General features: G+C 39.1%; 12 protein-coding genes and 3 pseudogenes. 6 read left to right on the top strand and 9 right to left on the bottom strand.

Annotation, left to right across the window (positions count from 1 at the left end; genetic code table 11):
• Positions 1-263 precede the first annotated feature (263 nt).
• Complete coding sequence (locus QLH32_RS18120) at positions 264-1388, top strand: catalase family protein (protein WP_283267430.1); 1125 nt, start codon at positions 264-266, stop codon at positions 1386-1388.
• 89 nt (positions 1389-1477) lie between these two features.
• Here QLH32_RS18120 and QLH32_RS18115 read toward each other — a convergent pair whose 3' ends face one another.
• From QLH32_RS18115 to QLH32_RS18090, 6 genes are all read right to left on the bottom strand, one after another.
• Positions 1478-2785, bottom strand: a complete 1308-nt coding sequence (locus tag QLH32_RS18115; protein ID WP_333661155.1) for an ATP-binding protein — start codon at positions 2783-2785, stop codon at positions 1478-1480.
• 71 nt (positions 2786-2856) lie between these two features.
• Complete coding sequence (locus QLH32_RS18110) at positions 2857-3537, bottom strand: response regulator (RefSeq protein WP_279960683.1); 681 nt, start codon at positions 3535-3537, stop codon at positions 2857-2859.
• Complete coding sequence (locus QLH32_RS18105) at positions 3522-4424, bottom strand: FAD:protein FMN transferase (protein WP_283267426.1); 903 nt, start codon at positions 4422-4424, stop codon at positions 3522-3524. The genes QLH32_RS18110 and QLH32_RS18105 overlap by 16 nt, the downstream gene beginning before the upstream one ends.
• 84 nt (positions 4425-4508) lie before the next feature.
• Entirely contained in the window at positions 4509-5888 is a 1380-nt protein-coding gene (locus QLH32_RS18100; RefSeq protein ID WP_283267425.1) for a DUF3570 domain-containing protein, read from the bottom strand.
• Positions 5879-6133, bottom strand: a complete 255-nt coding sequence (locus QLH32_RS18095; protein ID WP_283267424.1) for a DUF4266 domain-containing protein — start codon at positions 6131-6133, stop codon at positions 5879-5881. The genes QLH32_RS18100 and QLH32_RS18095 overlap by 10 nt, the downstream gene beginning before the upstream one ends.
• A gap of 14 nt (positions 6134-6147) precedes the next feature.
• Entirely contained in the window at positions 6148-6681 is a 534-nt protein-coding gene (locus tag QLH32_RS18090; protein WP_283267423.1) for a TlpA family protein disulfide reductase, read from the bottom strand.
• 183 nt (positions 6682-6864) lie between these two features.
• On the opposite strand from QLH32_RS18090, the gene dsbD reads away from it, so the two are divergent.
• On the top strand, positions 6865-8772 hold the full coding sequence (dsbD, locus tag QLH32_RS18085; protein ID WP_283267422.1) for a protein-disulfide reductase DsbD: 1908 nt from the start codon (positions 6865-6867) through the stop codon (positions 8770-8772).
• Between the two features lie 64 nt (positions 8773-8836).
• Here dsbD and QLH32_RS18080 read toward each other — a convergent pair.
• A pseudogene (locus QLH32_RS18080) lies at positions 8837-8941 on the bottom strand (potassium-transporting ATPase subunit KdpA); the annotation flags it as partial.
• A 7-nt stretch (positions 8942-8948) separates the two neighbouring features.
• On the opposite strand from QLH32_RS18080, the pseudogene QLH32_RS18075 reads away from it, so the two are divergent.
• Both QLH32_RS18075 and QLH32_RS18070 read left to right on the top strand, forming a co-directional pair.
• Positions 8949-9275: pseudogene (locus QLH32_RS18075) on the top strand (chromate resistance protein ChrB domain-containing protein); the annotation flags it as partial.
• A pseudogene (locus QLH32_RS18070) lies at positions 9245-9733 on the top strand (chromate transporter); the annotation flags it as partial. The pseudogenes QLH32_RS18075 and QLH32_RS18070, both read left to right, overlap by 31 nt.
• 97 nt (positions 9734-9830) lie before the next feature.
• Here QLH32_RS18070 and QLH32_RS18065 read toward each other — a convergent pair.
• Positions 9831-10400: a TetR/AcrR family transcriptional regulator gene (locus tag QLH32_RS18065; protein WP_283267420.1), complete on the bottom strand. Its 570-nt coding sequence runs from the start codon at positions 10398-10400 to the stop codon at positions 9831-9833.
• Between the two features lie 106 nt (positions 10401-10506).
• Here QLH32_RS18065 and QLH32_RS18060 point away from each other — a divergent pair, with 106 nt between their 5' ends.
• Both QLH32_RS18060 and QLH32_RS18055 read left to right on the top strand, forming a co-directional pair.
• On the top strand, positions 10507-11292 hold the full coding sequence (locus QLH32_RS18060) for an SDR family NAD(P)-dependent oxidoreductase (protein ID WP_283267419.1): 786 nt from the start codon (positions 10507-10509) through the stop codon (positions 11290-11292).
• 31 nt (positions 11293-11323) lie between these two features.
• Positions 11324-11929, top strand: coding sequence for a nitroreductase family protein (locus QLH32_RS18055; RefSeq protein WP_279960675.1), 606 nt, complete (start codon positions 11324-11326; stop codon positions 11927-11929).
• A gap of 439 nt (positions 11930-12368) precedes the next feature.
• Here QLH32_RS18055 and QLH32_RS18050 read toward each other — a convergent pair whose 3' ends face one another.
• The gene (locus tag QLH32_RS18050) at positions 12369-13466 is read right to left on the bottom strand and encodes a DUF6670 family protein (RefSeq protein WP_283267418.1); all 1098 of its coding nucleotides are present in this window, start codon (positions 13464-13466) and stop codon (positions 12369-12371) included.
• Between the last annotated feature and the right edge of the window lie 44 nt (positions 13467-13510).

Here is a 13510-nt window from a genome sequence, read left to right as displayed (position 1 = left end):
ACCATAGTGTTTGAGTTTATGAAATATTTGAAAAGAGTTTATAGAATTTGAAATATAGTACGCTCGCTACCTTTTGCAACTTTAATACCTGTATAATACAGCTATAATTTATTTGCTGCCTCGGTAATAAACAACTTGTGTTGTTAGCACCATCATCAGTTCTGTGTTTTCCAGAACTGTCGTACCGCCTGTTACTTCTCAAAAAACGCCATTTCCACTAAATAAATTACGACATGATACTAATTTCAGGCAAGGATAATGGAATGAAAAAAATACTTCAACCGATGCTAATGATCAATATATGTACAGTTGCACATGCCGCCCCAGCAAACCCCACATCCAATTCATCCAGAGACATGGCTTATTCCACTGTAGATACACATCTGGGAGAAGCTCTTTATCCTGATGAGGAAGCCATGACTGTAAAAATTGCCGACCTCATTGAAACATCCATTCGAAAGCAATATCAATCTGGCATGGCCCTGCGCGATGCCCATCCCAAAGCGCATGGTTGCGTCAAGGCAGAATTCAAAATAAATGATGAGCTTCCTCAAAAACTTGCTCAGGGCATTTTTGTTCAAGGGAAAACCTATCCCGCATGGATTCGCTTTTCAAATGCATCCAGTGATGCAACTCAGGCAGATAGTAAAAAAGATGCCAGAGGCATGGCAATCAAAGTTCTGGGGATATCAGGACCAAAACTTCTAGATAATGAACATTCCACTCAAGACTTTATTTTAATTAATCATCCAGTTTTTTTTGTGAATAGCCCTGTTCGGTATATGTCATTCATAAAAGACATGAACAGTGATGGCTTTGTTAAAAAACTTCATATTCCTTTTTCATTAGGAGCGAAAGGAACATGGATTGCCTTAAACTCCAGAAGCAGGATTGCAAACCCCTTGCATGCCAGATATTGGTCTATGGTTCCCTACCAATTAGGATTAGGCCCAGACCGACAGGCAGTTAAATATTCTGTTCAGCCATGTTCCACTTATAAAAAAGAAGCTGTTCCAGTTTCTCCCGCGCATGACTTTCTAAGGGAGTCACTTCGAAATAGTTTACAAAAGAATGATGCCTGCATGGAATTTTTAATTCAGCCCCGAACATCAAATACCATGTCGGTTGAAGACTCCATGACCGAATGGAAAGAAAACAAGGCTCCTTTTTACAAGGTTGCCACCATTCGGATTCCTCAACAGTTTTTTGATACCCCAGACCAGAACAGGTTTTGTGAAAATCTTTCTTTTTCACCGTGGCATTCAATTCCTGAACATAAGCCACTTGGTGCAGTAAATAGAATGCGAAAATTCATCTACGAGCGCATTAGCAAGGTCAGACATGAAATGAATGACACTCCAAGAATAGAGCCAAATATTAAAGATTAAAAGCAGCTCAGGACGACATTCAATCCAACAAACCCAACAGTCCTGATCCAGTATCAATACGCCTTAGATTAAATGCAGATGCTTATAAATCATTGGCTTTGCCAAACCAAACGTACCATCAAACCCCGTTCTTCATGATTTTCAAGGGTCAGTTTCATACCATGCAAATGTGCAATCTCAGATACTATTGCCAAACCCAGTCCTGAAGCACCGACATCACTGCCGCCCCCCTGACTAAAACGCCCCGTCACCTCACCTAAAAATTGAGGATTAATCCCAACTCCAGAGTCGACAACCTCAAAAACAACCTGCTGATTTTCTTTAAACAGCCTAATATTGATATGGCTATCATCTGGAGAATGTCTTAGCGCGTTGTCAAAAAGATTTCGCAGCAGTGAAAGTAACAATGCTGAATCACCGTTCACACCAATTTCGGCAACCTCTAAGTCAAATTCAATATTCCGTTTAAATGCCAATGGCATAAGCTGTGCAATGGTTTCCCTGATTAAGGCAGAAAAAAGGACTACTGATGATTTTATGAGCATTTGTCCCGCTTCTAAGCGGGCAAGTAATAGCATTTGCTCAACCACCTGCTGATTGCGATCCACACTGGCCAATAGTCGCTCCAAAATCATTTGGCGTGATTCTGGTTGAAGTAGTGCCTGTTCAACCTGTAGCTTAATCACTGTGAGCGGTGTTCTTAATTCATGGGCAGCATCGGCAAGAAAGCGTTTCTCACGTTCCAATGAGGAATCGACTCGCTGAAATAGATCATTTAACTCAGTAATGACAGGTTTTAATTCATCTGGCGAGTTGGGTAATTCCAAAGCACTTAAATCATTAAAATCACGTTGAGAAATTTTTTCTCCCAGTTCCACTAACGGCGCAAATGCTTTTTTAAGCTGAATTTTTAACAATCCAATCGCACAAAACAATGCAATGATCAGCGCAAGCAATAAACTGGCCTCAACATTTCTAGAGAGTTCCTGACGAATGTCCGACCGTTCTGCAACAGTTAACCATTTTTTCTTGTTTGGCAACCAGACGGTATAAACCATCCAGTTGTAATCATCCCCATCGAACCTTACCAAACCCTCCTTTAACGGTGCCAATGCATGATTAGGGGCACTGGCAGAACGCAAGATCAAATCGCCTTCACGAGTCCATACCTGAATTGCGATTTTTTTCTCGTAGGCATGTCCATTAAAGCGCTGATCTGTCCGATCAATATGTTCAAGCAAGGTTTCATCAAGGCTATTTTGCAAATCAGCCCAATTTTGTTTGGTATGTTCTGAATCAATTAAGCCTTTTATAATTCGTGTATTATCAATTAAAGTTGCGTCAAACAGCTCACCCACTTCATGCTTAATAGCCAGATAGCCGAGAATGCTACTCACAATCAACGCAATTATAAGGGCGGTTAAACTGGTCTTGACAACCTGCTTTTTTATAGACAAAACTGCTGACATTAGGCTTCTACTTGAACTAAATAACCAACGCCACGTATGGTTCTAATGAACTGAGGAAATATTTTTTTGCGTAAATGATGAATATGCACTTCAAGCGCATTACTTTCCAATTCATCTTTATCCAATAAAGTGCTTTCAAGTCGATCCCGTGTAATCACTTGTCCAATATTTTCCATAAGCAGTTTTAGCAGGCGATATTCCTGACGTGATAAATTCACCACCTGATTTAAATAAGAGACCTGATGTGAGTTAGGATCAAGACATACTTCACCCACTTTAATTTTAGATTGTGCTCTCCCACTACGTCTTCTAATCAGTACGCGAACTCTTGCCAGTAATTCAGACAAATCAAAAGGTTTTAAAACATAGTCATCTGCGCCAAGATCAAGCCCAAAAACTCGGTCTTGAATCATGTCCCGTGCCGATAAAATGAGTACAGGCAAGTCCTGTTGCATTTCCCGTAATTGGGCAAGTAACTCAAAACCAGAAATTTTAGGTAAACCAATATCCAAAATCATCAAGTCATAGCTTGAAGTTTGCAAGCAACTCATAACGCGTTCAGCATTCTTATGCCAATTTACCTCTGCACCTTGAGCTTGCAAAATTTCGGACAAAGACTCACCCAACATAAGATCATCTTCAACTAAAAAAATACGTTGTCCACTTAGTCGATAATCCATGCTTGTCCCTCTGATTGTTCTGCTAAGAACTGTTTTGCACCTGCACCTTCTAACATTGCTAAGGTCGCTAACATGCCAGCTTGAATACAGGTTTGAGCATAAACGGTAATCGAACGCGGTGCATCTTTAACAGAAGCCCCTGTTAATGGATTTAAAATATGACTATAACGAACACCATCTTTGAACAGATATCTTTTACTATCACCACTGGTCGCCATAGCCCCTGTATTTAAATCAAAATAGGCTTGCGCTTGATTGTTTTGCTCAGGTGTTTCTAAACCGATTCGCCATGCCAAACCTGATTTTCTTGGTCCTTTAGCTCTGAGATCTCCACCAAAATTGACCAAATAAGCTTGCTGACTTAATTGCTCAATGATTTCGGCACAACGATCAACTGCGTATTCTTTACCAATTCCACCAAAATCGAGCGACATTCCTTGAGGTAAGTAAATTTTTTTCTGAGATTGATTCCATTTTACTTTGTCCCAACCAATATGAGGCAAAAGCTGATTGATTTGCTCAATAGTTGGAACTTGCTCTGAACCATCAAAATGCCAAATTTTTCCAAGTACACCAGAGGTAATATCAAATTTTTTTTCGGACAATTGATGTAAAATTTCAGAAAAATCAAATAATTTTGCTGTTTCTTCATCCACATCAAACCAACAGTCTGTATTGCGATGCAGAGCAGATAAAAAACTATCATCCCGATAACGGCTATATTTTTGTTCAATGCGTAAACATTCTGCATAAACAGCTTGTGCAATATGTGCTGCACTCGTCCAATCAGTATGATCTAATAACACTTGGCAAGGGCTTGCCATCGCAGTAAAGCGAATTTGATGAAGCGCATCATTTTCTTGTATTAATTCTAATCTATGAGACATCATACTCAGGCTTAGTTTAAATCAGTATAAATTATGAAACCTACTACTCGAAAGTAATAGGTTTTAATAGCTTAGATTAAATTATTACCATTTAAAACTATAACCAAGTTGAACAAAGGTTGCCGATAAATCTGGTTGCAAAATTTGTCCTGCTAAATTCCCACCAATCGGTTTTAGATCTTTGGCTTTCTGATCATATTGTTCGACGCGGAAACTCAGCTCACGGTCATTTGCAAGATTCATCCCAAACTTAACACCGTAGGTCGTTGCATCAAACGCACCCAAGCGGCTATCCGCCGATGCATACTGTACGGTCGGAACAGGTTCACCTTGAGCATCAAGTTCAATACCATCACCCACTTTTAAGTAGCTATGATAGAAATCAGCAGCTGTTTGAGTATAGTAACGAACATGGGGTTCTACAAAATATTTCTCGTTAACCGCATAACGATATTTTGCATCAAATGTGTGTGATTTAACGCCCCAGTCATCTGTGGTAAAACGATAGGAGACATCGGCAACATCACCACGGTCAAATCCATATTTGTATTCACCAAAAAAGCTATGACGCGTTCTTTTGTCTGGACGATTCTCAAATAGGTAAAAATTACTGCCCGCTGCAAAGTCCTGATCAGCAATTAAATTGCCATTGGCATCGACTAGCGTCAAAACTTTATATGGGTCGTTTTGGTACCCATTACTCATCGATAATGAATAGTTGAGTTGTACCAATGAATGACGATCAATGACTTGCGTTAAACCAAGTAAAACATCAGAAACATTCTTGCTCTTTGTGCCTTGTTGTTTCTGTCCATCCAATTGTGGAGTTAGAGGTACAGGCGCACCACCAACCGCATCAATACTGTCATACTCAAATGCCCCACCCAATGACACAGTGGTATTCTTGTCATTAAAGTCTTTCGCAATGCTCGCATTTGCTCCGATTGATCTGAAATCGTATTCATTTGAGACATTTCCACCCACATTGAGCTTCATATCTGGTGCAATCGGTTGTTGCCAATTTGCGGATGCTGCAACACGGGTATCGTGAAATTCATCATCTAATGGTAACTGGTTTGCTGGCGTTGGTTTCGCAGCATTACCTGATGGGCCTGTAAAGGTTTGTGGCACATTGGCTGATGTCGCACCGTTCGGTGAAGCACCTGTGAGTGAATCAACAACGACCTTTCCAGATAAGATATGTTGATCACCAAAGTCTTTTTCAAAGCGCAGACTCGGTTCAATGGCTTGAACACGACTGTCCGCCTCTTTATACATCAACACCGCAGTATCGACTTTCCAGCCTGGCTCTACGATTTTAGATAAACTAAAAGGTGAAGTTGTGCTTTCTTTGCTAGATGTCGTTGTCGTTTCAGCATGTGCAACGTGACTACTTAATAAAACTGTTGAAGCCTGAGTCAAAGCAAGCGCAATATGGCGTGCTGATTTTTTTGTTAATTGCATCCGCAACCTCCACCACCAAAACCACGACCGCCACTGGCTGCTTCTTTACTAAAATAAATATGTTCATCATAAGCTGCATCTAATGGTGCAGCATCTAATTGCATCGCTGGACGAGCCAAAATATCACGCTCCCAAGGCTTAACCCCTAAAGCTTGCATCTTCGTTGGCATATGACTACATGCTGATAACAACAGACTCGGCAATAAGATGCCTAGACTGCTTAATATCTTTAAACTAAGTTTCAAATTTCACCTCTGCTCTAAGTATTTTTATTGGAGAGTAAGCGCACAATCTCAGCCTCATACTCGGCTTCTTTAGCCTTGAAGAAACCTTGATGTTTTGCTGCTGGCTGACCATCGCGCCCAAGAATGAATGTGGAAGGCATTCCTGGTACCTTAAATTGGCTGGCTAACTTTCCTTGTTGATCTGATCTAATTTCAAAATTAGGCTGATATTGCTGAATAAACTTGAGCGCTAATGCAGGATCTTTGTCTACATTGATTCCTACGAAAATCAATCCATCCTTTCCGTACTTGGCTTGCATTTGTTTCATCCAAGGAAAAGATTCTCGACAAGGGCCACACCAACTGGCCCAGAAGTCAATCACAACCACTTTCCCTGCATATTTCGACCAATTAATATCGCTCGCTGGCAACATTTTATTGTTCGCAGAAACTGCTGACGGTTCTGCTGCCTGAATTGTGCTGACGCTCAAAGCACCACCACAACTCAGTAATGCTAAAACTGCAATTCGCCATTTTATTTTTGCTAACGTTTGTTTTTCCCAAGCCATCGACTGACTCCACATTTTCCTCAGCTCATAGACTAATGAAATGCAATCGGTCAAACATTAACACTTGCTTAAGACAATCCAGCAATGGCTTAAGCAAGTGTTAAGGCAAGTTGTGATTAAGTTCAGTACGCTTCATCCATCAAAAAATGTACGTCCGTATAAATGAAATTAGGGGATGTCTGGATGAGACCGTTCTTCAATCCGATACAAGATGTTTATAAATCTACACTGCATATTTTTATTGTTTTAATTTTAGGTTTTTTATCACTGCAAATCGTGAATGCTGCTGCACCTGATTTCTCGAAAGTTGTGGATACAACTCAAGATAGCTTCTTGCCTGTCGAACAGGCATTTTCATTAAAAGTACAACCAGATCAAAATCAAGCTGCATTAAATTTGAAATGGACAATTGCGCCCAATTACAGTTTGTATCGAGATCGAATTCATGTAGAAGTCTTCACACCAAAAGATGTGACGATAGGTACAAGCGAGTTTGCTGGTCATATGGCGTGGAAACAAGATCCTAATTTTGGACGTGTTGCTGTATTTCATGATGCTGCAACAATGAAAGTTGGCATCACCCATTTAGGTAATAGCCAACCAGAAACAGTTCAAATCAAATTGCGTTACCAAGGTTGTGCTGATAGTGGCTTATGCTTTCCACCTGTAGATGAAGTGCTAACCATTTATCCCAAAGGATTAAAATTGGTTTCTGCAACTAGTATTAAAAAGCCCAACACCGCACTCGAAACCACAAGTCCCGTAAAAAATAAAGATGAAAATTACGATCTGAATAACGCCTCTAGTCTTGCTGCATTTTTAAATCATGCGAGTGTGCCACTCATTTTATTAACACTTTTAGTCTTAGGTGCAGGTCTTGCATTTACACCTTGTGTATTTCCCATGATGCCGATTCTTTCAGGTTTGATTGCGGGTGAAAAAAGTGAGCGATTGACAGGATGGAGAGGTTTTAAACTGTCCCTTGCTTATGTACTGGGCATGGCGGTGTGTTATGCCATCATGGGAACGCTCATGGGGTATTTCGGTGCGAAAGCAAATCTTCAACTATGGCTACAATCACCAGCGGTACTTATCAGCTTTGCTATTTTGTTTATTGTTTTAGCTTTCGGCATGTTTGGTGTGTACACCCTACAACTCCCGCATTTTGTTCAAAACAAATTAGATCGATTCTCTCAACGACAAAAAGGCGGGCGCATTGGTTCGGTTGCACTGATGGGCGCACTTTCAGCACTTGTTGTTTCACCCTGTGTTTCTGCACCTTTAGCGGGTGTATTGGTCTATATCAGTGCCACAGGTGATGCCTTACTTGGTGGAATGGCATTATTTAGTCTAGGACTAGGTATGGGAATTCCATTGATTATCCTAGGTACCACAAGTGCTAAATTATTGCCACGCTCTGGAAGCTGGATGGAGCAAATCAAGAGTATTTTTGGTGTTGGATTAATCGCTGTCGCAATTTGGTTACTATCTCGCGTTTGGACAGGAAGTGTAACGCTATGGATGTGGGGTGGCTTACTTGGAGGTTATGGGGTTTGGTTAGGCGCTTTTGAACAAGCAAAAAACCATAAAGATCGTCTAGTCAAAGCATTTGGGCTTGGACTTAGCGTATTGGCGCTATTTTTATGGATCGGAGCTGCAACAGGCCAAGATGATCCATTACACCCACTTGCAGCTTTAAGCCATACGGCAGTATCACCTGATACCACTAAACCTGCGAATGTAGTCTTTGAAACAGTGAGCCAACCAAAAGCTTTACAAGCCTTACTAGATCAAGCCAAACAAAATAGACAGACCGTTGTGATCGATGTATCTGCCGATTGGTGTGCTGCTTGCCAAGTTATGGAACGTTCAACGTTTCGTGATAGCCGTGTGATTGAAGCATTTTCGAAATACAAAAGGATACGTTTTGATATGAGTGAAAGTAGCCAAGTACAAAAAGAATGGCTACAAGCCATGCATTTGTATGGCCCACCTGCACTCATTTTTATCGACAATAATGGCAATGAATTAAAAAGTTTACGCGTTCAAGGGGAAATAGAAGCTGATAAACTGATTGCACATCTTAAATAAATCATCCAAATCTAGGCATCTTGAATATAATTTATTCTAGATGCCTTTGCATTTCCAATGCCTAACTATAATGCTGCTGATGGGTATTAGTTAGAAATGAAATCGTCGTGTGTATTGCTAAATCCAAATTCATATTTGGAATACGATTACGATCTGGATTCAACGGTAATCAAGACTTTATAGATACCTCACCAACATTCATTTGGTTAGAAACGCCAAGTAACTGCCCCAAAGATGCATTTGGATTCGATTTTGATGGAGCAACGTTCAGCCACATTAATCACTGGGTGACTTTCGAAGTTCTTTTACATAGTTTTAATTTAGAAACACCTGCATTAAAGAGAATCACTGAAATTGTTCATTACCTTGATGTAGGAGGGATTGAGCCTCCCGAAGCAATCGGTATTGAAAAAGTTATTCAAGGTATTCGAAGTCAGATAAATGATGATGATCAACTATTTGCATTATCGAATCACATTTTCGATGGCTTATATGCCAACTGATTGATAGCTTAGCGCTCGGAGAAAGTATCCCTGGCCCCCTAATTATGGTGGTTGCCTTTGTAGGATTTCTAGGTGGCTTCAATCATGCATTATTAGGAAGTGACCATTTATTTTTAGCTGGTGCTTTAGGTGCCGTCATTGTTACCTGGTTTACATTCCTGTTTTCTTTCATTTTTATTCTTGCTGGCGCCCCAGTGATTGAATCAACTCACAATCAGTTAAAATTTACTGCACCATTAATAGCAATCACTGCTGCTGTAGTGGGTGTAATTTTAAATCTGGCACTTTTCTTTAGCTATCACGTTTTATGGCCGAATGGATTCAATCATCCTTTCAACTTTGAAGCTGCATTCATTGCAATTGGAGCATTTGTTGCCTTATTCCATTTTGAAGTCAAAGTCATGTATGTGATTTTTGCTTCTGCATTCTGTGGCTTGATTTTATATATAGGTGCATGAGCTCAGTGTTTTAGCCTGAATCGAATCAAACTATTTAGGCTAATTCTGATGATAATGATTCTGAGATAAAACACTTGATTAAGAAAGCATCCACAGATTATTCAGCTATAAATTTTATTAAATCCTCTTTACAATTGAACAATATTTCATCTGATAAACGCGTATTATCAGGGCATGCCCGAGACAATACTACGGCCCCAACCGACTGAGATAAGATACAAATCGCTTTTTTTCGAAGCTCAGCATCTTCGTCAGTAGAATGTGTAGCAAGTTCATCCATAATAAATTGCAGTAAATGTTCGATACCATTTTCAAACTCTTGTTTGACTTGCTCAGGTTGCCTTGCCGCATCACAGGATAAAGCAGCCAAAGTACAGCCCTGATCAGCATGATCTCGATGCTGCCTGGAAACATATAATTGGATAAATTGTTTCAAGCTTAACCCATCAATTTGTTTTAAAACTTGTTCAACACCATTTTTTACACTAATTTGAATCAGGTCTAGTTTAGAACTGAAATGCTTATAAAAACCACCATGTGTGAAACCTGCACTGGACATCAATTCAGCAATTCCAATGCCATCATAACCTTTGCTTCTAAATAGCTCAGTCGCCTTAGTCACAATCTTCTCACGATTTTCTTTAACCTGAGTCTTGGTCACTTTCATTAGCAATGCTCAACATGGATAGTAATAATTTAATTATACATTGATTATGATTGACATCAAAAAAATATAAGTTTAGATTACAATCATAATCTAAAGAGATACAATTATGAATACGCATTCTAAAGCACTGGTGACGGGCGCATCCTCAGGTATTGGCGCAGTCTATGCAGATCGTTTGGCAAAACGAGGGTATGATTTAGTTCTGGTTGCAAGAGACCAAAAACGATTAAACCAAATCGCGCAAAAAATCCAGCAACAATATGGCGTCCAAGTTGAAGTGATGGCCGTCGATTTATCTAAAAATGAAGATGTAATATCAATTGAAAACCGACTCAAATCCGATCCTCAAATTAATCTACTGGTCAATAACGCAGGAATTAGCGTTAGTGGTCAGTTTTTAGAACAGGATTTAGAACAAATTGAGAAACTGATTTCTTTAAATATCTCAGCGTTAGTCCGCTTATCTCACGCAATTCTACAAAGATTAATCCCTCAAAACACTGGTGCTATTATCAATCTTGGATCAGTAGTTGGCCTTGCCCCAGAGTTTGGTCTGACCGTGTACGGTGCAAGTAAATCATTTGTCGAATTTTTTAGTCAAAGCCTGAGCTTAGAACTCAAAGAAACCAATGTTTATATTCAGGCTGTGCTCCCCTCTGCGACAAAAACCGCAATATGGGAACGTTCAGGTGCTGATATCAGTCAAATGCCTCCAATGATGGATGTGGATCAACTTGTGGATGCAGCGTTGATTGGCTTTGATAAACGAGAAACAATAACAATACCAGTTTTAAAAGATGAAAAATTGTGGAAAACTTATCAAGATTCACGTTTAAAACTTTTACCTAATTTTTCCTCAAGCGAAGTCGCACTTCGCTATCAATGCCAATAATTTTTCCAAAAAAGATTCAAGGATATCATGTATGAATGTAATCGATGCAATTCAACAACGCCGTGCCATTAAACGCTTTGACCCAGACTTCAAAATCTCGGATACAGATAAAAAGAACTTATTAAGCAGTGTCATGGAAAATGCACCGAGTGCCTTTAACCTTCAGCACTGGCGACCCGTGCTGGTTGAGAATGTTGAATTAAGAAAGCAGATAAGAGCAATTGCCTGGGATCAGCCACAAGTTACAGAATCATCATTATTGATTGTTTTATGTGCAAAAGTCAGTACATGGGAAGTTGATGCGAAGCATGTATGGGATGGGGCTTCACCAGAAGTTCAAAATATTATGGTTGGCGCAATTGACCAATATTACCGTGACCGTCCACAAACCCAACGTGACGAAGTCATGCGTAGCGCGGGTATCTTTGCTCAAACATTGATGTTACTTGCTCAAGAACATGGTTTAGACAGTTGCCCTATGGATGGTTTTGACTTTGATGCGATGGCAAAGCTCATTAACTTACCTGAAGATCATGTAGTGTGTTTAATGATTGCTGTTGGTAAATCAGCATCGCAACCTTACCCAAGAGTTGGAAAATTGCCTTATGACAACCTCATTACGATTGATTCATTCTAGTCTGTTTTAATGATCTTTAGATTATCATTCTGTCTTCAGATTGATCAGATGGTGTTATCAATAAACTCAAATTCTAAAGGATTTGAGTTTATATCTTAATCAAGATATGCATACTAAAAGTCAAAATTTTCAATTCTGCCCCTTTGCCTTTCAGAATATCCTTAGTATGGATCAAAGAGAGTATCCTAATTTTGCTCTGATCTTCGCTCATCCATTTAGAGCTCCTCAACAATTTCAATCTCACCTTAAAGATGGAATTGCCATAACTTTGTCTTATCATAAAATCCAAAGCTTCTTTATAAAATCCTGCAGAAAGTTTAACTCATACACTTACAGAGAGTCTGTAAAAGGGATTATAGAAAAACAGCTAAATAGTGAATTAATTTGAATCACTTTCAATTTATCCAAAATTATTAATTTTAAATCAGTCACATAAAGATTATCGTCTATCAATATATTCTAAATACCCCCTACCACTAACTTTTTGGTCGCAAAACTCGCCTTGCCACTGATAAGCAGAAACAAATCCAGCCGCTAAACCATAACAATATTCGGTATCAACATTTGCTTTAATATCTAAAATTTTCTTATCGTTATGATATGCAGTCCATGCAAAAATTTTTGGAACATCCATCAAGAAACCATCAGGCGTACTTTCAGGATTATGCTGTAATTCCATTACCTCAAAATGAGCTTCGCCATTATATTGTATTGATGTACCATCAACATGACGGTAATAAACAGATGTTATGATAGGCTGATCTTGATAACAAACAAAAACTAATAAAAGCTGTTGTTTTTCATCAATATTAATTACTTGGTAACTAAAAATCTTCACTGGTAGCTGAATATTATCAACTAACCAAGTATTCCTTAATAAGGATGTAGAAACTGCTTTCCATGACTCTAACGTACATATTCCGTCAACATTTTTTTTAATGCCTTGTTGTGTAATACATCCCTTGTAACGCATAAGTGTACTGAAATGCTTATAAAGTTCACTATATGCAAACCAAGTAATTGCTTGAGTTGGTTCAAGTGTTAATTCAACTTTTAAATCATCACGATCTGTTTCTAATAAATAATTGTTCCCATGCTGAGTCAAAGATGTGTGATTTTTAAATTGAACTGCAAAGGGTTCTCTTTGAAATGTTAAATCACGTTTAATCGAATACGTTTGATAAGCATCATCAGAAGTTGATAATGCGGTTCCATGTACCAACGATGCCGTATCCCCTTTTCCATCCAGAGATATTTTGTATTCTGAATCTGTTATGGCAAAACCAATGTAACCGATTACGGATGCCCACGATAAATACCTGAATGGTTCAGGCAAGTCAGGTATCATAATTCCATAATGCGTACTACCAAAACGTTTGTAATACACATGCGGACTAAGTTCAAATTCCCTTGGTAATAAAACCTGTTTTTCAGGTTTTACAACTCCGATTAAAGCCCCTGCCACTTGAGCAATCTTTTGATTAATCTTATCTTTGATTTTTCCTGATGACATTTTACTTGATACGAGAACTTTCATAGAACAACTCAACTCTTTTCTTTCTAAAGTTCCATTTTAGAACT

It is taken from the genome of Acinetobacter corruptisaponis, from assembly GCF_030053775.1.
GTDB classification, from domain to species: Bacteria; Pseudomonadota; Gammaproteobacteria; order Pseudomonadales; family Moraxellaceae; genus Acinetobacter; species Acinetobacter corruptisaponis.
Note: the sequence above shows the minus strand (reverse complement) of the source record. Positions and strands in the feature narration are given on the sequence as shown.

Coding starts and splice junctions, on each gene's coding strand:
- QLH32_RS18055 (WP_279960675.1), top strand. CDS start 11,324: ATGAATGTAATCGATGCAATTCAACAACGCCGTGCCATTAAACGCTTT.
- QLH32_RS18060 (WP_283267419.1), top strand. CDS start 10,507: ATGAATACGCATTCTAAAGCACTGGTGACGGGCGCATCCTCAGGTATT.
- QLH32_RS18100 (WP_283267425.1), bottom strand. CDS start 5,888: ATGCAATTAACAAAAAAATCAGCACGCCATATTGCGCTTGCTTTGACT.
- QLH32_RS18065 (WP_283267420.1), bottom strand. CDS start 10,400: ATGAAAGTGACCAAGACTCAGGTTAAAGAAAATCGTGAGAAGATTGTG.
- dsbD (WP_283267422.1), top strand. CDS start 6,865: ATGAGACCGTTCTTCAATCCGATACAAGATGTTTATAAATCTACACTG.
- QLH32_RS18090 (WP_283267423.1), bottom strand. CDS start 6,681: ATGGCTTGGGAAAAACAAACGTTAGCAAAAATAAAATGGCGAATTGCA.
- QLH32_RS18050 (WP_283267418.1), bottom strand. CDS start 13,466: ATGAAAGTTCTCGTATCAAGTAAAATGTCATCAGGAAAAATCAAAGAT.
- QLH32_RS18120 (WP_283267430.1), top strand. CDS start 264: ATGAAAAAAATACTTCAACCGATGCTAATGATCAATATATGTACAGTT.
- QLH32_RS18110 (WP_279960683.1), bottom strand. CDS start 3,537: ATGGATTATCGACTAAGTGGACAACGTATTTTTTTAGTTGAAGATGAT.
- QLH32_RS18105 (WP_283267426.1), bottom strand. CDS start 4,424: ATGTCTCATAGATTAGAATTAATACAAGAAAATGATGCGCTTCATCAA.